The organism is Pseudoflavonifractor sp. An85 (assembly GCF_002161235.1).
Lineage (GTDB): Bacteria > Bacillota > Clostridia > Oscillospirales > Oscillospiraceae > Enterenecus.
Genome location: NZ_NFHE01000039.1, coordinates 1 through 19,590, shown reverse-complemented (window position 1 = coordinate 19,590; position 19,590 = coordinate 1). Strand labels below are relative to the sequence as shown.

The 19,590-nt window shown below is 58.9% G+C and carries 20 protein-coding genes; 11 read left to right on the top strand and 9 right to left on the bottom strand.

Features of this window, described 5'->3' with window-relative positions; genetic code table 11:
* Positions 1–333: 333 nt before the first annotated feature.
* From B5G37_RS12930 to B5G37_RS12900, 7 genes are all read left to right on the top strand, one after another.
* A complete protein-coding gene (locus B5G37_RS12930; protein ID WP_087258381.1) occupies positions 334–993 on the top strand; it encodes a response regulator transcription factor in 660 nt (219 codons plus the stop codon).
* Complete coding sequence (locus tag B5G37_RS12925; protein WP_087258378.1) at positions 990–2,432, top strand: HAMP domain-containing sensor histidine kinase; 1,443 nt, start codon at positions 990–992, stop codon at positions 2,430–2,432. The genes B5G37_RS12930 and B5G37_RS12925 overlap by 4 nt, the downstream gene beginning before the upstream one ends.
* On the top strand, positions 2,425–3,360 hold the full coding sequence (locus tag B5G37_RS12920) for a hypothetical protein (RefSeq protein WP_087258375.1): 936 nt from the start codon (positions 2,425–2,427) through the stop codon (positions 3,358–3,360). Before B5G37_RS12925 ends, B5G37_RS12920 begins: the two co-directional genes overlap by 8 nt.
* Before the next feature lie 330 nt (positions 3,361–3,690).
* A complete protein-coding gene (locus tag B5G37_RS12915) occupies positions 3,691–4,530 on the top strand; it encodes a PRD domain-containing protein (RefSeq protein WP_158099423.1) in 840 nt (279 codons plus the stop codon).
* A 111-nt stretch (positions 4,531–4,641) separates the two neighbouring features.
* Entirely contained in the window at positions 4,642–6,033 is a 1,392-nt protein-coding gene (locus B5G37_RS12910) for a PTS transporter subunit EIIC (RefSeq protein WP_087258369.1), read from the top strand.
* Between the two features lie 52 nt (positions 6,034–6,085).
* Entirely contained in the window at positions 6,086–7,534 is a 1,449-nt protein-coding gene (ascB, locus tag B5G37_RS12905; RefSeq protein ID WP_087258366.1) for a 6-phospho-beta-glucosidase, read from the top strand.
* 16 nt (positions 7,535–7,550) lie between these two features.
* Positions 7,551–8,075 (top strand): PTS glucose transporter subunit IIA, encoded by a 525-nt coding sequence (locus tag B5G37_RS12900; protein ID WP_087258362.1) that lies wholly within the window; start codon positions 7,551–7,553, stop codon positions 8,073–8,075.
* Positions 8,076–8,147: 72 nt separating this feature from the next.
* Here B5G37_RS12900 and pepF read toward each other — a convergent pair whose 3' ends face one another.
* From pepF to B5G37_RS12860, 8 genes are all read right to left on the bottom strand, one after another.
* The gene (gene pepF, locus B5G37_RS12895; RefSeq protein ID WP_087258359.1) at positions 8,148–9,953 is read right to left on the bottom strand and encodes an oligoendopeptidase F; all 1,806 of its coding nucleotides are present in this window, start codon (positions 9,951–9,953) and stop codon (positions 8,148–8,150) included.
* A gap of 38 nt (positions 9,954–9,991) precedes the next feature.
* Complete coding sequence (locus B5G37_RS12890) at positions 9,992–10,825, bottom strand: putative RNA methyltransferase (RefSeq protein ID WP_087258356.1); 834 nt, start codon at positions 10,823–10,825, stop codon at positions 9,992–9,994.
* Between the two features lie 418 nt (positions 10,826–11,243).
* Entirely contained in the window at positions 11,244–12,872 is a 1,629-nt protein-coding gene (locus B5G37_RS12885) for a hypothetical protein (protein ID WP_087258353.1), read from the bottom strand.
* The gene (locus B5G37_RS12880) at positions 12,869–13,588 is read right to left on the bottom strand and encodes an ABC transporter ATP-binding protein (RefSeq protein WP_087258350.1); all 720 of its coding nucleotides are present in this window, start codon (positions 13,586–13,588) and stop codon (positions 12,869–12,871) included. Before B5G37_RS12880 ends, B5G37_RS12885 begins: the two co-directional genes overlap by 4 nt.
* A 60-nt stretch (positions 13,589–13,648) precedes the next feature.
* Positions 13,649–13,867 carry a hypothetical protein gene (locus B5G37_RS12875; protein ID WP_087258347.1) on the bottom strand — a complete coding sequence of 73 codons (219 nt, stop codon included), beginning with the start codon at positions 13,865–13,867 and terminating at the stop codon, positions 13,649–13,651.
* Between the two features lie 25 nt (positions 13,868–13,892).
* On the bottom strand, positions 13,893–14,705 hold the full coding sequence (locus B5G37_RS12870) for a hypothetical protein (RefSeq protein WP_087258344.1): 813 nt from the start codon (positions 14,703–14,705) through the stop codon (positions 13,893–13,895).
* A complete protein-coding gene (locus B5G37_RS12865) occupies positions 14,695–15,426 on the bottom strand; it encodes an ABC transporter ATP-binding protein (RefSeq protein ID WP_087258342.1) in 732 nt (243 codons plus the stop codon). The genes B5G37_RS12870 and B5G37_RS12865 overlap by 11 nt, the downstream gene beginning before the upstream one ends.
* Positions 15,423–15,791, bottom strand: coding sequence for a GntR family transcriptional regulator (locus B5G37_RS12860; protein WP_087258339.1), 369 nt, complete (start codon positions 15,789–15,791; stop codon positions 15,423–15,425). The genes B5G37_RS12865 and B5G37_RS12860 overlap by 4 nt, the downstream gene beginning before the upstream one ends.
* A gap of 194 nt (positions 15,792–15,985) precedes the next feature.
* Here B5G37_RS12860 and B5G37_RS12855 point away from each other — a divergent pair, with 194 nt between their 5' ends.
* From B5G37_RS12855 to B5G37_RS12840, 4 genes are all read left to right on the top strand, one after another.
* A complete protein-coding gene (locus B5G37_RS12855) occupies positions 15,986–16,342 on the top strand; it encodes a CidA/LrgA family protein (RefSeq protein ID WP_087258336.1) in 357 nt (118 codons plus the stop codon).
* Positions 16,335–17,027 (top strand): LrgB family protein, encoded by a 693-nt coding sequence (locus B5G37_RS12850; protein WP_087258333.1) that lies wholly within the window; start codon positions 16,335–16,337, stop codon positions 17,025–17,027. The genes B5G37_RS12855 and B5G37_RS12850 overlap by 8 nt, the downstream gene beginning before the upstream one ends.
* An 89-nt stretch (positions 17,028–17,116) precedes the next feature.
* On the top strand, positions 17,117–18,106 hold the full coding sequence (locus B5G37_RS12845) for a DnaD domain protein (RefSeq protein WP_087258331.1): 990 nt from the start codon (positions 17,117–17,119) through the stop codon (positions 18,104–18,106).
* Entirely contained in the window at positions 18,107–19,111 is a 1,005-nt protein-coding gene (locus B5G37_RS12840; RefSeq protein ID WP_087258328.1) for an ATP-binding protein, read from the top strand.
* Positions 19,112–19,366: 255 nt separating this feature from the next.
* Here B5G37_RS12840 and B5G37_RS12835 read toward each other — a convergent pair.
* The coding region (locus B5G37_RS12835; protein ID WP_143482951.1) for an LPXTG cell wall anchor domain-containing protein at positions 19,367–19,590 on the bottom strand (224 nt) is incomplete at its 5' end.

Genomic DNA, 19,590 nt, shown 5'->3' with positions numbered 1-19,590 from the left:
CCAGCCAGATTCCCTCCCCCACCCCCGCTCCTGGCGGTAGTGGCGGCGGCGATGTGTCCACCGGCGACCAGAGCAATCTGATGATGTACGTGGTGGTTCTGGCCGGTGCGGTGATTCTCCTGGCTGTGGTAATTGTCACCGTCAACCACTCCCGTAAGCACAAGAAGTAAATCAACCATTCTTCATTCCCCCTTTCCTCCGCTCCGGGGCCAGGCGATTGCCTGGCCCCGGAGTATTTTGTCGTTACAAGTTGGATACAACTCCTTGCTGACATGCATGCAGGGGTGTGATAAGATGAAAGAAACGGATGGGATTGTAGAGAGGAGGGCCGTCATGGCACATATTTTGATTGTGGAAGACGAGGAGAACATCTCCCGGATGATCGCCGCCACCCTGGAAATGGCCGGCTACACCTGCCACATCTGCGCCGATGGGGCGAAGGCCGTGGAGCAGGTGGATCCGGCGGTGTACGACCTGGTGTTGTTGGATATCATGCTCCCAGGGCTGGACGGATTTCAGGTGATGGAGCAGGTGCGCAGCTCGGGCGTGCCGGTGATTTTCCTGTCGGCCATGCAGCAAGTGGGGGATAAGGTACGGGGCCTGCGCCTGGGGGCGGAGGACTACATCGCCAAGCCCTTTGAGGCCCTGGAGCTGCTGGCTCGGGTGGAAGTGGTGCTGCGTCGCCGGGGCGGCGGCAGTCAGGTGCTCACCTACGGCCCCATTGTGCAAAATCTGGACAGCCACACCGTCACCCTCAACGGCCAGGTGGTGCCCCTGGCTCCCAAGGAGTTTGAGCTGCTGAGGGTCTTTCTCCAGCACCAGGACTTGGCCCTGAGCCGGGAACGGCTGTTGTCCATGGTGTGGGGCTATGAATTTCAAGGCGAGAGCCGCACCGTGGACATCCATGTGCAGCGGCTGCGCCAAAAGCTGGGCCTGTCCCAACATCTGGTGACCCTGCCCCGCATTGGCTATCGTCTGGAGCGGCACCCATGAAACTGTGGCAGAAAATTTTTCTCTCCACCCTGGCTCTCATGGTGTCCATCACCGCCCTGTCCTCGGTGCTGCTGCTGCGCTCCACCCGGGACGCCCTGTGGCAGCGGGAGCAACAGCGTGCCATCACCCAGCACCAGTATCTGGCCGGTATTCTCCAGACCGGAGTGGTGAGCCAGCGGCTGCGCCAGGGCGTGGTGCTGCTCCAGGAAGAACAGACCCGTCAGGCGGCGGTGCAGCTGCTGGAGCAGCAGACCACCGACGACTATCTGGCGGGGCTGATGCTGTTGGACCAGGAGGAAAAAGCGCTGTGGAACCAACTTCCCGCCGGAGTCACCCCGCCCCAGGCCACCGATGAGGGTCTGACCCAGTGCCAGCTCCAGGCCGGGGACGAGGCGAGAGAGTGGTATCTCACCTGCGCCATGCCCCTGACCCTGGAGTCGGGCCAATACCGTCTGGTGGCCGCCTACGCCGTGGGCGACTTGCAGCAGCAGCTCAACCTCCAGGCTCTGCGGGCGGTGGGGCTGAGCTTGGGCATGAGCCTGCTGGCCGCCGGTGGACTGTTGCTGTTGGTGCGGCGGCTGCTCAAACCGCTGGGGGCCCTGCGGGAAAACGCACGCTCCATCGCCGGGGGCAACTACACCCAGCGGCTGGACGTGCGCAGCAAAGACGAGCTGGCCGATCTGGCTCAGGATATGAACGTCCTGGCCCAAGCGGTCCAGGAACGGGTGGAGCAGCTGGAACAGGTGGCAGAGGAGCGGCGGGTATTTGTGGCCAACCTGGCCCACGAGATGAAAACCCCCTTGACCAGCATTATGGGCTACGCAGACTTGCTCTATCTCCCCCGGGAGGTATCCGAGGAGCAGCGGGTGGAGTATTCCTGCATCATTCTGGACGAGGCGCGGCGGCTGCGCTCCCTGTCCGCCAAGCTCATGGAGCTGATGACCCTGGGCAGCGTCAACCTCACCTTTGTCCCCGCCGATCTGAGCCAAATCGTGCAGGAGGTGGCGGTAAGCTTGGAGCCGCTGCTGGAGCAAACCAAACTATCCCTGTCCTGCGACTGCCCGCCCACCTTCTTGAAGATGGATGTGGAGCTGTTCAAATCCCTGCTGTACAATCTGTTGGACAACGCCCGCAAGGCCAGCCCCGCCGGGGGCCGGCTGGCTTTCTCCGCCCAGGTGGAGGGCCAGCAAGTGGTCATTCGCGTCCAGGACTGGGGCCGTGGCATTCCGCCCCAGGAGCTGGACAAAATCTGTCAGCCCTTCTACATGGTGGACAAGAGCCGCAGCCGCAAGGCTGGCGGCGCCGGTCTGGGTCTGGCCCTGTGTCAGGCTATTGTCACCGCCCACCAGGGCACCATGGAATTTTCCAGTCAGCTGGGGGAAGGCACCCAAGTAACCCTCACCTTCCCCCTGTGTCAGGAGGTGAACCCCCATGCATAACGTCAAACACCGCCCCTGGCTCTTTGGGGTGTGCGCCGCCCTCATCCTCCTGGCAGGAGGCACCGTTGTGGGGCTGGCCGCCCGCTTGGTGGTGGCCCCCCAGGCGGGAGAAATGGTGGAGCAGGACACCCCGTCCATCCCCTCCATTTTGGGCCAGAGTGTAGATGAAGTGACCTTCTATCCCTGGACGGTCTATGACCAGGAATCCTTTGAAAGCAACATTTCGGAGACCATGATCCAAGAACGGATGGACTGGTACCGGTGGAACATTGATGTAATTCCCTCCATTTTTGGCTTTTACGGCATGGAATATTCCGTGAACAACGGCCAGATCCGCAACTATTCCGGGTACTGGACGGAATGCCCTGTGACCACCCAGGATGGACAGTCCGCCCTGATGGACGTGGCCTTCGGCAAAGACTATCAGGATTTTGGCATGAGCTGGGTGGCCTACTCCACCGGAGAGCTGCCCACCCGCACCCAAAAGGAAGCTGCCCTGTCCACCGTGCAGCAGGATGTGTGCCGCATGTTTGCCGCCGGTCAGGACAGCGAGCTGGAGGATCTGATTTTGCAGGTGTGGAACCAACTCCAAGCCACATCCTTTCCTGACTCCACACGCCCCCTGGACTATGAGTGGTACGCCATGGGCGCCATGGAAAACGTCATCACCCCCATCCAGACGGTGCAGGAAATGATCTCTGTGACATCGGAGCAAAGCGTCCAGGAGCAGCTGGCGGCCATTTCCTCCGCCGCCCAGAAAATTGACTTCCACGTGCAGCTGGTGACCACCCAGCGTCAGGTGGTGCTGGTGATGACCAGTGTGGCCGCAGATATGGACTGTTGGTGGTCTGTGGGCGTGTACTATGACATGGTGCTGGAGCAGTACAGCGGCATCGTGGTCAACGACCGAGCCGGATACGGGTTCTGATGGTTGGCACTTTGACACCACAGGCCGCCCACCAGCCAAGGGCATTCAACCATGTAGGGCCAGACTGGGAGACCTTCCCGGTCTGGCCCGTTTTCCTCTGTCCGCAACACGCTCAGGGCACGCGGAGGGTCCCCCGCCCTTCTTCGTCGATATACACCAAATTGAATCTGGATTCTTGTCTAAACTGCGTTGTTGACATCAAAAACCTGCCTATGCTATACTCAGCGCATAGGGATTGTTACTCTTTGGGAGGCATCACCTTTGCTATAGGCAAAGTGTATGGTTTCCAAGGAGTTTTTTGTTGTTCCGTTCTGGGAGGGGGTGCTTGTCGTGCAGGTCATCAAAAAAGTCAACAACAACGTGGCGGTTTGTCTGGACGACAACGGCAGAGAGCTCATTGCCTTCGGGCGAGGCATCGGATTCCCTTCCATGCCCTATGCGCTCTCCAGTTTGGAGAAGATTGAGCGAACCTTCTACGATATCAGCCCCGAATACATGGGCATGCTCCAAACGCTGCCCAGCGATGTGGTGGAATTTACATCTGCGGTGGTGGATATGGCCCGGGGTACCCTGCCGTACTCCCTGAGCCCCAATCTCTTGCTCACCCTGTCCGACCACATCTCCTTTGCCATGGAACGCACCAAGAAGGGCATTTACGTCAAAATGCCCCTGGCCTATGACTTGGAGCAGATGTACCCCCAGGAAATCGAACTGGCCCGCAAAACGGTGGACAGCATTTACAATCGGTTCAAAGTCCGCCTTCCCAAGGATGAGGCCTCCGGCATCGCCATGGCCTTCATCAACGCCAGGGTCTACTCCGAGTCTGAGCCGGACACCCAGGCCATGGCAGACAGCGAGGCCATTTTGGATGCCATCACTCACATCATCGAACAGGAGATGGGGGTGCGTATTGACACCTCGACCTTTAACTATACCCGCTACGCCACCCACGTGCAGTATCTGCTGGAGCGGCTGAACAGCGGAAAAGGCATTGATAGCATCAACCAGGATATCTACACCTCCCTGCGGGAGGAGTACCCGGAAGCCACCGCCTGTGTGGACAAAATTGCGCACTATCTACACGCTCAACACGGTTTTGATGTCACCGACGAAGAGCAGCTTTACCTGATTTTACATGTCAATCGCGTTTGCGCCAACCGAGGATTGTAACCGAATTTAGTTTTGGGCATTACCTCCAGCGACAACACCGCACTGCAGGGCGGTATTGTGTCGCTGGAGGTTTTTATTTGCTAAAATGAGAAACATGGAGGGAATTTTGTTATGGCAATCGACAACAAGAAAATTGCCGCTGACGTTTTGGCCGCGGTGGGCGGCAAAGAAAATGTAAGCATGGTCACCCACTGCATGACCAGACTGCGCTTCAACCTGAAGGATGCCAGCATCCCCAAAGAGGATGAAATCAAGAACATCCCCGGGGTGGCCGGCGTGATGGTAGCCGGTGGACAGTATCAGGTCATCATTGGCCAGAATGTGCCCAAGGTGTACGCCGAAGTGTGCAAGCTGGGCGAATTTTCCACCAAGTCCGCCCTGGACGAAAATCTGGACAAGCCCAAGGAAAAGCTGACGGCCAAGAAAATCGGGAACAATATCATGAACTACCTGTCCGGGTCTATGACACAGCTGATTCCTGTTATGATTGCCGCCGGAATGTTCAAGACTATTTTGGTGATCTTGGGCCCGGATATGCTGAAACTCATTGACACCAGCAGCGATACGTATATTCTCCTGGATTTTCTGTATGACGCCTTTTATTATTTCCTGCCCGTGTACTTAGGTCAGGCAGCTGCAAAACGCTTGGGCGCCAACGGTATGCTGGGCATTATGTTGGGCTGCATTTTGCTGGTTCCCGACTTTGTGGCTCTGAACGGCACCGTGGAGACGCTGAAGATTTACAACCTCTTCCCCGCTCCCGTGGCCGATTATTCCCAGTCCCTGCTCCCGGTCCTGCTGGGTGTTTGGATTATGAGCTATGTGGAAAAGTTCTTCAAAAAGATTGTCCCCACCACCCTTTCCACCATCTTCACTCCGTTCCTGACCATGGTCATCATGGTTCCCGTGATGTTCTGCGTCTGCGCACCTCTGGGCAGCTATGTAGGCACCATTATCGGCAACGCACTCATCGCCTTCCAGGCCAAGGGCGGTTTCCTGGCCACTGCCGTAGTGGGCGGTCTCTACGCCTTCATTGTTATGACCGGTATGCATGGTGTGATTCTGGCCGCAGCCTTGACCACCTTCTTCACCTTGGGCTATGAGGACTTTATCATCACCGCCGGATGTGTGGCCAACTGCACCGCCTGGGGCATTGCCTTTGGCGCCTTCCTGAAACTCAAAGTAAAGCAGAACCGCGCTCTGGCCTTTGGCTACTTCATCTCTGGTATTCTGGGCGGTATCACCGAGCCCTCTCTGTACGGCATCGGCATCAAGTATAAAAAGCCTTTGATCGCTCTGGCTGCCGGTGGTTTCCTAGGTTCTTTGTACCTTGGCATTACCCACGTCAAGTGCTACATGCTGGGCGCAACCAACTTCTTGTCGGTACTGGGCTTTGTGGCGGGCGGCACTGCAAACACCGTCAACTACATCATCAGCTGTGTCATTGGCTTCGCTGTTGCCACCATTCTGACCTATGTTTTGGGCGGGTTCGGTGAGGACTGAGCCCACCGCCCCCCTTTCGTAACCACACGAGCCATCATACAGGAGGTATTTTATGCAACACACATTTCCGAAGAATTTTTATTGGGGCGGCGCCACGGCTGCCAATCAATTTGAGGGCGGCTATCGAGAGGGCGGCAAAGGGGAAAGTGTCTGCGACCACATGACAGCCGGTTCCCGCAAAGCACCCCGGATGTACACCAACGTCTTAGACCCCAACGTCTACTATCCCAGCCACCGCGCCGTTGATTTTTATCACCATTACAAGGAAGATATCGCCCTGTTTGCAGAAATGGGCTTTAAAATGTTCCGCATGTCCATCAACTGGACCCGCATTTATCCCAACGGCGACGATGCGCAGCCCAATCCAGAGGGCATCGAGTTCTACCGAAAGGTCTTTTTGGAGCTTCGGAAGTACAACATTGAGCCCCTGGTCACCCTCCACCACTATGAGGTGCCCTATCATCTGTCCGACGCCTATGGTGGTTGGCTCAACCGGAAATGTGTGGACTTTTTCCAGAACTACTGCCGCACGGTGTTTACCGAGTACAAGGGGCTTGTTAAATACTGGCTGACTTTCAACGAGATCAACGCCGGTCAAATGGGCATCGGAGATATCTTGTCTCTGGGTCTGAAAACCCCCGACGGCCCCAACAAAGGCCCTGGCGATGTGAAGGACTTGGACCTGATGCAAGCCCGTTTCCAGGCCCTGCACCATCAGTTCATCGCCTCGGCCAAAGCCGTCAAACTGGCCCACGAAATTGACCCAGACTATCAAGTGGGCTGCATGGTGGCAGGCGGTGTGTTCTACCCCTATACCCCCAACCCTGACGACGCGTTGAAGGCCCAAAAGGACATGCGCATGAATTACTTCTGCGGCGACGTGCAGGCCCTGGGCGCATACCCCTTCTTTGCCCAGCGGATGTTCCAGGAGATGGGCATTCAGCTTCACATGGAGCCCGGTGACGCTCAAATTCTCCAGGAGGGCAAGGTGGATTTTTACTCCTTCTCCTACTACATGTCCACCTGCTCCACCACAGACCCCAAAGTGGAGGAAGCCAACGGAAACGCCGTCATTGGCGTGCGCAACCCCTATATTCCCGCCTCTGACTGGGGCTGGCAAATTGACCCCAAGGGCTTGCGCTACCTGCTCAACGATCTGTATGCCCGCTATCACCTGCCCATGATGATCGTGGAAAATGGGCTTGGCGCGGTGGATCAGCTGGAACATGGCGCCGTTCACGACAGTTACCGGGTGGATTATCTCCGTTCCCACATCCAACAGATCCAAGAGGCCCTTGCCGACGGTGTGGATGTCATCGCCTATACCCCTTGGGGGTGCATCGACTTGGTCTCTCTGTCCACCGGCGAGATGTCCAAGCGATATGGCTTTATCTATGTGGATGTGGACGACCAGGGCAATGGCACCTTCCAGCGCTACAAGAAGGACTCCTTCTACTGGTACAAAAAAGTCATTGCCTCCAACGGCGAGGATCTGGACTAAACAAGGAGGCATTTCCATGGGTATGTTAGATAAATTGTTTGGCGGCAAAGCCAAGGCCGCTGCCCCGGACATTGAGGCCCAGGCGCAGCCCCTGACCGTATGCACCCCCTTCACCGGCACTGCCATGAAAATGGCGGAGATTCCCGACCCGGTGTTCAACCAGGGCATTTTGGGCCAGGGCTGCGGGTTGGAGCCCACCGAAGAGACGGTGTACGCCCCCTTTGACGGCACGGTGATTCAGACCACCGACACCAAGCACGCTTTGGGTCTGGCCAGCGCGGACGGCATCGAGCTGCTCATCCACGTGGGTATGGACACCGTGGCCATGGGCGGGCAGGGCTTCACCTGCCTGGTGCAGGAGGGCCAGAGCATCCAGGCCGGTCAGCCCCTGATGACCTTCTCCTTGGCAGACATCCGTGCCGCCGGTCACCCCGCCACCACTGCTATAGTGGTCATCAACGCCGACGACTTCGGCGGGGTGGAACTGGTAACAGAAGGTGCCATCACCCACGGCGCGCCCCTGCTGAAATTGCTAAAATGATCCCTTTCCCAATAGACAACAAGGCCAGACACGGGGTTGCCGTGTCTGGCCTTGTTGTTTCGTATAGGGGAATTACTCCTCCATAAGCTTCTCCATTTCGTCCAGCAGAGTGCCGAACAGATCCAGAGCGTCCTGGATGGGGGCGGGAGAGGACATGTCCACGCCTGCGCCCTTCAAAAGGTCGATGGGGTCCTTGGAGCAGCCACCGGACAGGAAGCCCAGGTAGTCCTCCACGGCCCCCTCCTCGCCCTTCAAGATGCGGCGGGACAGGGCGATGGCGGCGGAGTAGCCGGTGGCGTACTGGTACACATAGTAGTTGTAGTAGAAGTGGGGGATGCGAGCCCACTCCAGGGCGATCTCGTCGTCGGAAACCATGTCGGGGCCGTAGTACTTCTCATTGAGGGCCTTATACTCGGCAGAGAGCAGGTCGGCGGTGAGAGGCTCGCCCTGGGCGCACAGCTGGCCCATACGCAGCTCGAACTCGGCGAACATGGTCTGGCGGTACAGGGTACCCTTGAACTGCTCCAGGAAGTGGTTGATGAGGGCGGCGCGCTCTTTCCGGTCGGTGGTACGCTGGAGCAAATACTCCATGAGCAGGGCCTCGTTGCAGGTGGAGGCCACCTCGGCCACGAAGATCACATAGTCCCGGTACACCGGCTCCTGGGTGCGGTTGGACAGGTAGGAGTGAGCGGCGTGGCCCATTTCGTGGGCCAGGGTGAACATGCTCTCCAAATTGTCCTTGTGGTTCAAGAGCACGTAGGGGTGGCACAGAGCGCCGGCGGAGTAAGCGCCGGAACGCTTGCCCACGTTCTCCCGCACGTCGATCCAGCGGTTGTCAAAGCCCTCCCGGATGATGGCCCGGTAGCGCTCGCCCATGGGGGCCAGAGCGTCAAACACGGTATCCTTGGCCTGCTCATAGGAAATGACCTTCTCCCCGCCGGACACCATGGGGGCGTAGATGTCGTACATGTGCAGCTCATCCACACCCAGCAGCTTCTTGCGCAGACGGATGTAGCGGTGCATCTTGTCCAGGTTGGCGTTCACTGTGGCAATGAGGTTGTGGTACACGCTCTCCGGCACCCGGGTGCCAGCCACAGCGGCGGCCAGAGCGGAGGGGTACTTGCGGGCGTTGGCGTAGAACTGGCGCTGCTTGGCTTCGGCGTTCAAAACGGCGGCGGCGGTGTTGCGCACGCTGCCATACACCCCGTAGAAGGTCTCAAAAGCGTTTTTCCGCAGCACCCGGTCCTCGCTCATCTGGGTGGGTACAAAGGCGCCGTTGGACAGGGGTACTTCCTTGCCCTCGCCATCGGTGGCAGAGGGGAAGGTGAGGTCGGCGTCGGTGAGCTTGCCGAAAATATCCTCGGGGGCGTGGGCCAGATCTCCCACCGCAGCCAGCAGCTTCTCCTCGGCGTCGGAGAGCACGTGGGCCTTCTGATCCTGAATGATGGTCAGGTAGCGGCGGTACAGCTCCAGGCCCGGCTCCTCCTTCATAAAGCGCTCCAGCTTATCCCCATCAATGGAGAGAATTTCAGGGGTCTCAAAGGACATGGCTCCGTTGATCTCCACGGCCAGGGAGCTGATTTTGCCCCCCATGGCCTGATACTGGGCCACGCGGGTGTCCTGGTCTCCCTTCCGGAAGGCGTAGTTGGCCAGGTTGAGCAGGAGAACGGAGGCCTCCTGGGACAGGGTGAAGTACTCCAGCAGGGTGGCGCCGCTCTCCCCCAGCCGACCGGCGTAGGCGGACAGCTTGGCGGGGTAGGTCTGGGCTACCTCAAACTCCGCCTGCCAGGCGGCGTCGTCAGCGTATAGATCGGCAAGGTTCCAGGTCTCCTCCACGGGGATCTGGTCACGCTGGGGAATGGTATTTGTCTGGGACATGGAAATTTCCTCCTTAGCATGTCAGTTAGATAAAGAAATCATAGCATAGAACTGGGATTGTTGCAACCCTCCCGGCGAAACACGTGTACCCGGAAGTCCGCCGTCACGGTGAGCTGCTCCAGGGCACGCAGCCGCTCCACCCCCGCCTTGGGGGTTTTCCAGGCGTAGGGGGTCATACCAAATAGGGCCTGGATGAGGGGCTGGCTGTCCAGGGTGAATGCGGTGGTCACAGATAGGATATCCACATAGGAGAACCCTTCATACTCCACCCGCTCCTCGGGGTTGGGATAGGGGGTGTCGTAGAGCACCCCTTTCATTTCCATCAGGTGCATGGGGGCAGGCACCACGTACACAAACAGTCCGCCGGGGGTGAGCACCCGGCGGTATTCCTCCAGGGCCAGAGGGGCAAAGCAGTCCACCACCACGTCCACCGCCCCGTCTGCCACCGGCAGGTGGTACACCGAGGCCACGGCAAACTCCCCCTCTTTCACCCGCCGGGCCGCCTTTTTCAGCCCCGCCTTGGACAGGTCCACCCCAGCAATCTGGGCCCCGGGCAGCTGGCTGAGGCCCTGGGTGTAGTACCCCTCTCCACACCCCACGTCCAGAATTTTGGGACTCTCTCCCCCGTGGGTGGACACCACCCGGCAAAGAGTCTCCCGCAGAGGGGCATAGTAGTCCCCGTCCAAAAAGGCGGTGCGGGCGGCGATCATGGCTTTGTCGTCCCCGGGATTTGCGGAGTGTTTCTGATTGGCGGGGAGCAGATGGACGTACCCCTCCTTGGCCACGTCGTAGCTGTGGCGGTTGGGGCAGGTGTAGGCGCGGCCCTCCCGGGTCAAGGGAGCGGCGCAGATGGGGCAGCGAAACAGGCTCATGGCGATCTTCCTTTTGTAGTAGGTTATTTTCTTTATCTTATCCAAACCGATGCCAAAAGGCAAGGGATACGCGCTCCGCGCAGGCCCCATCCTTCTGGGGCAAGGGATACGCGCTCCGCGCAGGCCCCATCCTTCTGGGGCAAGTGCCATCCACGCTGGGAAGTTGAGCGGCAGCGGATGTAGCAGCATGAGAGTATCGGCTTACCCCTGGGCCGGTTTGGGTTGCGCCAGCGCCAAAGGATTTTTGCCCCGGCGGGGTTCTTAGGGGCAAGGCCCCTAAGTGGCTTTTCGTCCATTTTGGCCACTCAAAATGGACCCCAGCGGAGCGTAAATCCCGGCTGGTAAGCCTGAAACTCAGCCACGATAGGCGCAAACAAAATTGCCGGGGAGACGCAAATAACATCTCCCCGGCAGGGTTTTATTTCACTCGGAATGTCTTGGGCGCTCGGCGCAGCACCAGAATGAGCATCACTACCGAGTAGACCACCGTCATCCCAAACACCAGCAGGGCAAACCAGGTGGGGGTGCTCTTGACCTGTGAGGCCGCCCAGCACACCGCATACATGGCGATATTCAAAAACTTGAACATGGGGTTTTTGGTGTCCAAATCCGAGGTGTAGGGCTGGAAGATGTAGTACATGGCCAGGGAATGGGTGGCAAAAAACACACCCAGGGACAAAAGGGCCAGCAAAAACAGGATAAACTCCCCCATGGGTGGCCGTCCCCCTGCCAAAAGGGTAAGGAGGATGAACATGGCGCACGCCGCCCCGCTCAGCAGCAGATTCACCCCGCACAGCATCCGCCAGCGCAGGAAAAAGTTTTTCAAAATGGCGTCCCGCTCCCGATACCAGCCGTAGCGCAGCAGGGCCAGGTCGCAGTTATAGAACATGGCCTTGCAGATGCGCTCCCCCACGGTGTTGTCCATGAGGTACAGGAGGAACACACAGATGGGCAGGGCCTTGGTCACATAGGAGAACACCTCCGCCAGTTCCGCCCCCTCCCCTTGTGCCATAAACCAGAAGATGCCGCCACATCCCAGCACCGTCACCCCGCCCAAAATGGCCAGAACCACAAAGAAGGGCTTGAGGAGCATCCGCCGGTGGCGACGGAAGAAGATGGCCTGGAGGTACTTCCAGCCGTGGAGGCGGGAGAAGTCCGCCTTGGTGTCCAAATCGCTGTCCCGCAGCTTTACTTGCTCAAACTGCGCGCTGTTGGCCTTCTTTTTGGCATCTGCACCGGGGATTTTGTCCCGCTGACAGGTGTCCAGCACCAGCTGGTAGTGGTGGGGATAGCGGGAAATGTACCGGGCGCACATACAGCCCAAAGCCACCAATAGCGTCACTGTGGCCGGATAGAGCAGGTATTGGGCCAGGTTGGGAACCAGCCCAAAGGGCATGGGTATATAGGCTGCCGCCATGCAGAACACCACCACGCCCACAATGTATATTGCCTTGCTGCTGGGCAGGAGGTGGAACTTGGCGTACAGCCATAGGTGGAACCACTCCGCCATCACCCGTACAGCCGCCAGAGCCAGGGACAGCAACAGCCCCCGGAATACCCCTGCCCCCGTAACCCCACCCCATACCATCAGGAAGGGGGTGAACCCGGCAAAAGCCGCCAGATGGTTGGTGAGGATCTCGGTTTCCTGGTACTGGGTGGCGTCCATTCCCATCTGACGCACACAGGTGTACTTCAGCTGAGAGGCCTCCATGGACACAGGCTGGATCATGGTTCCCGCCACAAAGCTGAGCCAGAAGAAGATCCACACCGACGTCACAAAGCTGTCCGGGGATAGAATCTTCATATCCGACATGGCCAGAGGCACCAGCCAGGTGAGAGCCAGGTAAAAAGCCTTACCCAGCAGCGCCCGCACCACCCGGTAGATGGACACCATCATGGACAACGCCAGCTTGCCATCCTCCACCGCGTAGAGCTTGTCGGTGAACACCTGGTTGAGCAGCTTGATGCGGGTCAGCCAGTAGATGAGCTGGTTGCCCGCCATGGCCGAGCGGATGCGGTAGAGGAGAAAGATGTTGTTCACCTTCACGCCTCCACCTCCTCCTCGCCCTCATCCTGGGTCAGAAGGTCTACGATGTAGGACTCAAACTCCGGGGTGTGGATTTTGGCGTTGTCCACCCCTTCCAGCTCGCCCTGGTGGAGCAGAACAATTTCATCGCACAAATCCTGGGCCAGCTGGAGAATGTGGGTGGAAAAGAGAATGATATGGTCCTCTTTCATCTCCCGCAGCAGGTTTTTCATCTCCAGAGCCGCCACCACGTCAAAGCTGGTCAGCGGCTCATCCAGCAAAATCACCGGCGGCTTGCCGATGAGGAAGCACAGCATCTGAATCTTGTGCTTCATGCCGTGGGAGTACCCCCGCATGAGCCGTCGGCCGTCGTCGGGGTCCAGCCCCACCAGCTCCAACCACTGGTCCGGGGTGCGGCCGCTTTGGTCCCCGGTGATTTCCTGGAAGAACTTCACAAACTCCACGCCGGTGAGAAACTCCGGCACCACCGGGGTGGAGAGCACATAGCCGATGTCCCCCTGTTTGGGGGTGGATGTCTGCCCGTACTCGTCCACCAGGGACACGGTGCCGCTGTCGGCGGGAAACTCCGAGGCCAGACAGTTGAACAGGGTGGTTTTACCCGAGCCGTTGCGGCCCAGCAGACCGTAGATTTTCCCCTGTTTAAAGGTAAAACTGGCCCCTTTCAGCACTTCTTTGGTGCCAAAGGACTTGGTAATCTGGTCGAGAATCAGTTGCATGGGAACGCTCCTCTCTCTGATGTGCTTGGCACATGCTTTCTCTCTGCTACATGGGCTTTTTTACCGGACAATTACAGCCGCAATGAGACAAACTGCGATAGCAACACTGGTAATCTGCATGGTACGAAGGTATGGGCGAACTTTTTCCTCCCACTCTCCACATGTAGCATTTGTTTTCTCTGCGCACTTCCACTCCCGTCGTACGTTGAGCAGTGCCCATACCTCTACTACCAGGAGCAAAGCCGCCAAAATCAGCAGAATCAGCATTTCTATTTTCATGTGTAACTCCTCCCAAATGAACGAATCACTCCAGGTTCAGCCTCCGGCTGAGGATGTAGTTGGTGAGGGCAAAGTGCACCACACACCGCACCAAGTTCAGAGCGATACTCCACACCGTGGAGAGCAGCATCAGGTTGGAAAAGCCGTCCACGTTGAGGGTCGCCTGGGACCCGGCAGTGATGGTGACCAGGGAACTGGTGATGTCCCCGTATCCAAACAGGCCGATGATGGTGCTCACGGTGGACCAGGCCATGTTGAGGACAATGAAGGCCAGTACCGAGAAGCCCACCCGGTGGCTGCCTGCCAGATGACCCAGAGCCATGGAGGCATACACCTGAGAAATGGAGCAAATGAGGCCCACAAAGAAGGAAATAACCAACAAAATCACCATAGGGATAAAGTTGGGCACCTCCCGGACCGCCAGATCCATGGCCTGGCCCAGCACCTCCCACATACCGTCGAAGGAGGCAATGATAATCACCGACACCACCGCCACCACCGAGCTGAGCAGAGAGATAACCAGGGCGCTCAAGAGCTTGGAGGTGATGAGCTGCCAGGGGTGGACAGGGATGGTGAACATGAGATAGCCCTCATCCTTCAACAGGCCCTGGTAGAAGCGGACAATGATGATGACCGTGGTCACCACCATCACCGCCACAATGAGCAGTACGTACAGCAGCACCATCAGGGAGTTGACCAGTCCCACCACGTGGTCGGTGTCCATGGGAGAGCCGAAAAACAGCCGATTGATGGCAGATACCACCAGCAGCACCCCCCACAAGGGGAGAAACAGCTTGAACATGGACTTAAAGTCATATTTCAGCAGCTTAGTAAGCATTCCACGCACCTCCATTGGGGTCGGCCCGGAACATATCCCGGAACACGTCGTCCACACTCTTGCCCTCCTGGGCGCGGATGTCGTCCACGGTGTCGTGGCGCACCACCCGGCCCTGGTGGAGGAACACCACCTCATCCAGCACACGTTCCACATCGCCGATCAAATGTGTGGAAATCATCACCGTGGCCTCGGGGTTGTAGTTGGTTAAAATGGTGTTGAGAATGAAGTCCCGGGCCGCCGGGTCCACCCCGGCGATGGGCTCATCCAGCAGGTACAGATGGGACTGGCGGCTCATGGCCAGGCACAGCTGCAACTTCTCCTTGGTGCCTTTGGACATGGACTTGATGCGGTCGGTGGGCTGGATTTTCAAGCTCTTGCACATATCGTTGGCCTTCTGCCAGTCAAAATCCGGGTAAAAGTCGGTGAAAAAGTCCACCAAATCCCGGGTTTTCATCCAATCGGCAAAGTACATCCGGTCAGGCAGATAGCTCACGTGAGCCTTGGTCTCCACCCCGGGGGTGTAGCCGTTGATGGTCACCTGGCCAAAGGTGGGCTGCAACAGCCCGCACAGGAGCTTAATGAGGGTGGTCTTGCCCGAGCCGTTGGGACCCAGCAGGCCCACCAGCTTGCCTCGGCCCAGGTTCAAGTTTACATCCACAAGGGCCTTGGTGTGGCCAAAGGTCTTGCCCAACCCCTGACAGACAATCAAATCTTGGTTCATTTCTCTTCCTCCTTCCAGGTTTGCACAAAGTCCACCGCCTGTTGGCGGGTAAAGCCCAACCGCTCCATGCCGTCAAAATAGGCTTGAATCTGCTCCCGGGCCAACTGGCGGCACATCCGGGCCAGCACTTCCCCGTCCTCGGTGACGGTGCGCCCCGCCGTGCGATTGGTGACCACCAGGCCGTCCGCCTCCAGCTGGGCCAGCGCCCGCTGCATGGTGTTGGGGTTGACCCCAGCCTCTGAGGCCAGCTCCCGCACCGTGGGCATCTTGCTGCCTTTGGGGTATATCCCGGCGGAAATGCGCTGCATGAGCTGCCGGTGCAGCTGCATCCAGATGGGTCCGCTGTCCGATACGTTCCAACCCATAGGTCCACCTCCTTGTATTATTAGCTTAATACAAATATACACTCACAGCACTGCCCTGTCAAGGAAAACCGGGGTCATGGTGGCAAGAAAAGGTGTGCGGAGGGGGTGGGGTTTTATACACTTTGAAGGTTGACAGATGAACCGGGGCAAGCTAGTATTTTGGAAGTAAATTTCACCCGTTTGGAGGGATCCCCTTGAAGTTGCTGCGTCAATTTCTCATCATTCTGCTGGTGGCCTTTGTGGGAGAGGCGCTGAAAGCCCTGCTTCCCCTGCCCGTCCCTGCCAGCGTGTGGGGCTTGGTGCTGATGCTTTTGTGCCTATGTACCGGCCTCATCCGTGTGGATCAGGTGGAGCACGCCGCCGACTTTCTCATCGCCATTATGCCGGTGATGTTTGTCCCCGCCGCGGTGGGGCTTACCGAGAGCTGGGACCAGCTGCAGCCCGTGCTCGTTCCGGTGCTGGTCATTATGGTACTCACCACGGTGCTGGTGATGGTGGTCACAGGACATGTGACTCAATTTGTCATGAAACGGAGGGAGAAGCGTGGCTGATTTCCTGGGAAATTCCCTGTTTTTTGGCGTGGCTGTCAGTTTGGCAGGATATGAGGTGGGGCTGCTGCTGCGGCGTAAGTTTGCCGTGGCCATTCTCAATCCTCTGCTCATCGCCATTGTCTGCGTGATTTTGTTCAACAAAGCCCTGGGCATTCCCTATGAGGAGTATTACGCCGGGGCGCAGTACCTCTCTTACCTGCTCACCCCCGCCACCGTGGCCCTGGCGGTACCCTTGTACCGGCAGTTGAAGCTGCTGCGGGAGCACTGGCTGGCCATTGTGTGCGGCCTGGGGGCGGGCATCATCGCCGGTGGACTGGGCATTCTGGCCCTGTCCGTGCTCTTCGGCCTGGATCACCAGCTGTATGTGACTCTGCTGCCCAAGTCGGTGACCACCGCCATTGGCATGGAGCTGTCCCGGGAGCTGGGCGGTGTGGTGGCCATCACCACCGCCGTCATCATCGTCACAGGGATTCTGGGCAACGTCATTGGAGATTTCATGTTCTCCCTGTTCCGCATCAAGCACCCCATTGCCAAGGGTCTGGCCCTGGGCAACGCCGCCCACGCCATCGGCACCGCCAAGGCCATGGAGCTGGGGGATGTGGAGGGCGCCATGAGCAGCTTGGCCATTGCGGTGGCGGGGATTCTCACCGTGGTGTCCGCCTCGGTGTTTGCACAATTTATGTGACGGGCCCCTTTCCGGGATTTCTCAGTTGTCATCCGTCCCATTTTCCTGTAAAATGAATAGGATACGAAAAAGAATCCGGAGGTGTCCCCATGTCCGTGCTGTTGCTGCCCAATGAAGTGCTGTCCATGACCGCCCAGGCCGCCCGTCGGCTGGTGGATGCGGGAGATGGGGACTGCGCCCTGCTCTACCTGGCCCTGCTCCAGGGGGGAAGCAACCCGGACCAGGCCGCCCAGCGGCTTTCCTGGGACCAGGGGCGGCTCAGCGCCGCCTTTGCCCGCCTCACCGCCATGGGGCTGGCCGCCGGGGACTGTCCCGGCACCTCTGCGCCCGCTCCTGCCCCCAAAGCTCCCCTCCAGGATGACCGCCCGCCGGAGTACACCCGGGGGGACATCGCCGACGCACTGGAACGGGAACACAGCTTCCACGGGCTGTATCAGGAGATGGAGCGGATGCTGGGCCGGGTATTTTCCGACACAGACCTGAAGAGCCTGTACACCATTTACGACTATCTGGCCCTGCCGGTGGAGGTTATTTTCATGCTGGCGGGGTATGTGGTGCGCACCAGTCGCCGCCAACGGGGGGCCGACTCCCCCCTGCCCCGGATGACCGAGGTGAAAAAGGAGGCCTTCCGGTGGAAACGGCTGGGCATCACCACGGTGGAACGGGCGGAGGAATACCTGCGCGGGCAAGAGAGCATCGACCAGCGGGAATGGGGGGTGCTCTCCGCCGTGGGCGTCACCCAGAAGCGGCCCGCCATCGACCGAGAGCGGGAGTACATCCAGCGTTGGATCCAGTGGGGCTTCTCCGACGAGATGATCCATCTGGCCTATGAGCGCACCATTTTCCGCAAGGGGCAGATGAATTGGCCCTATGTGAACAAAATTTTGGAGTCCTGGAAGAAGTCTGGCTTCACCACCCCCCAGCAGGTGGAACAGGAGCGGGGCAGCAAGCCCCAGGCTCAGCCCCAGACCCAGGGGGCCAAGCCTCAGGAGAACTACCAGCCCAGCCAGAGCCGCATTCGGCAGCAGTCCGATTGGCTGGATCAATTCTTGCAGCAGCAGGAGAAAGGTGGGAACTAAATGTCCTACGACGCAGCCATTGTCCAGCGGGCCTCGGCCCGACTGGCCCGACGCAAAGAGATCCGGGAGCGCCGCCGGTGGGATTTGGAGCAGCAGCTCTACCGCCGGGAGCCTCGCCTGAAGCAGCTGGACCGGGCCATTGGGGGCACCATGGCGGAGTTGGCCAGCCTGGCCATTTCCGGCAAGCCCATTCAGGCCGACGGCCCGGAAATTGCCGACATTCGTCGGCGCAACCTGGCCCTCCAGGCCCAGCGGGCGGAGTTGCTGCACACCCTGGGCTATGAGCCCGACGCTTTGGACGCCACCCCCGCCTGCACCAAGTGTGGAGATACCGGCTGGGCGGGCAGCGAAATGTGCGCCTGCCTCAAGGATCTGTGCGCCCAGGAGCAGATGAAGGCCCTCACCGCCCTTTTAAACCTCACCGACGAGCAAAACTTCGACCACCTGCGCCTGGATGTGTACTCCGACCAGCCCTGGCAGGGGGTGGACCGCTCCCCCCGGGAGAATATGAAGCGGGTGGTGACGGTGTGCGAGGGCTTTGCCCGCCGCTTCCCCGACTATCCCCTGCGCAACCTGCTCTTCTCCGGCGGCACCGGACTGGGCAAGACCTTTTTGTCCGGCTGCATTGCCCGGGAAGTGTCCGGGCGGGGCCATTCGGTGGTGTATGACACCGCCATCAATCTGTTTTCCGCCTTTGAAGCCCGAAAATTTTCCCGGGATCTGGGCCAGGAGCGGCAGGCCCGGGACGACACCCGCCGGTACCTCAACTGCGATCTACTGATTTTGGACGATCTGGGCAGCGAGCTCACCACTCCCCTGGCCCAATCCACCCTGTACGAGGTGGTGAACACCCGCCTCCAGTCCGGGCTGCACACCATCATTTCCACCAACCTGTCCATAGAGCAGATTTCTGCCCGGTACACCCCCCAAGTGGTGTCCCGACTGGCGGGTGCCTACCAGGAACTCACCTTCTACGGGGATGATATCCGGCTGATGCGGCGGTAAGCCCCACTGAAAAAGAATTTATTCTTTTGTAACAATTCCAGGTGTATATTTGTAATCATTTATGGGTATCATCTGTCTTGTACAAGTGATTTCTTCTTTTTCATTTCATTTCTCCTTTTTCCAGCTCCGGGGCTTCGCCATAGCTCCGGAGCCCTTTTTTGCGTGCAAACACGCTTGTCAACATGCAAGCAGGTTTGACAAGGGAAAACCCCAGACCGGACATCCGGTCTGGGGTTGTTTTATGCGGAATGAATCTTAGTGCTTGCGCTTACGGGCCACGACCATGCCGGTCAGAGCCAGAGCGCACATGCCCAGAACTCCGAACAGAGGAATCAGGTTGGTGGAGTCACCGGTCTGAACATCCCCAGGCTTCTGGGTTGCCTCGGGCTTCTGGCTGGTCTCGGGCTTCTGAGAAGCCTCGGGCTTGTCGGTGACCACCGGCTCATTGCTGGGCTGGGGCTGCTCCGTGGGGCCGGGGG

Excerpts from the sequence above, each read along its gene's own strand:
- B5G37_RS12880 (WP_087258350.1), bottom strand. The coding sequence starts at position 13,588 with ATGCAACTGATTCTCGACCAGATTACCAAGTCCTTTGGCACCAAAGAA.
- B5G37_RS12840 (WP_087258328.1), top strand. The coding sequence starts at position 18,107 with ATGTCCTACGACGCAGCCATTGTCCAGCGGGCCTCGGCCCGACTGGCC.
- B5G37_RS12925 (WP_087258378.1), top strand. The coding sequence starts at position 990 with ATGAAACTGTGGCAGAAAATTTTTCTCTCCACCCTGGCTCTCATGGTG.
- B5G37_RS12910 (WP_087258369.1), top strand. The coding sequence starts at position 4,642 with ATGGCAATCGACAACAAGAAAATTGCCGCTGACGTTTTGGCCGCGGTG.
- B5G37_RS12920 (WP_087258375.1), top strand. The coding sequence starts at position 2,425 with ATGCATAACGTCAAACACCGCCCCTGGCTCTTTGGGGTGTGCGCCGCC.
- B5G37_RS12870 (WP_087258344.1), bottom strand. The coding sequence starts at position 14,705 with ATGCTTACTAAGCTGCTGAAATATGACTTTAAGTCCATGTTCAAGCTG.
- B5G37_RS12865 (WP_087258342.1), bottom strand. The coding sequence starts at position 15,426 with ATGAACCAAGATTTGATTGTCTGTCAGGGGTTGGGCAAGACCTTTGGC.
- B5G37_RS12845 (WP_087258331.1), top strand. The coding sequence starts at position 17,117 with ATGTCCGTGCTGTTGCTGCCCAATGAAGTGCTGTCCATGACCGCCCAG.
- B5G37_RS12930 (WP_087258381.1), top strand. The coding sequence starts at position 334 with ATGGCACATATTTTGATTGTGGAAGACGAGGAGAACATCTCCCGGATG.
- B5G37_RS12875 (WP_087258347.1), bottom strand. The coding sequence starts at position 13,867 with ATGAAAATAGAAATGCTGATTCTGCTGATTTTGGCGGCTTTGCTCCTG.
- B5G37_RS12860 (WP_087258339.1), bottom strand. The coding sequence starts at position 15,791 with ATGGGTTGGAACGTATCGGACAGCGGACCCATCTGGATGCAGCTGCAC.
- ascB (WP_087258366.1), top strand. The coding sequence starts at position 6,086 with ATGCAACACACATTTCCGAAGAATTTTTATTGGGGCGGCGCCACGGCT.
- pepF (WP_087258359.1), bottom strand. The coding sequence starts at position 9,953 with ATGTCCCAGACAAATACCATTCCCCAGCGTGACCAGATCCCCGTGGAG.
- B5G37_RS12900 (WP_087258362.1), top strand. The coding sequence starts at position 7,551 with ATGGGTATGTTAGATAAATTGTTTGGCGGCAAAGCCAAGGCCGCTGCC.
- B5G37_RS12890 (WP_087258356.1), bottom strand. The coding sequence starts at position 10,825 with ATGAGCCTGTTTCGCTGCCCCATCTGCGCCGCTCCCTTGACCCGGGAG.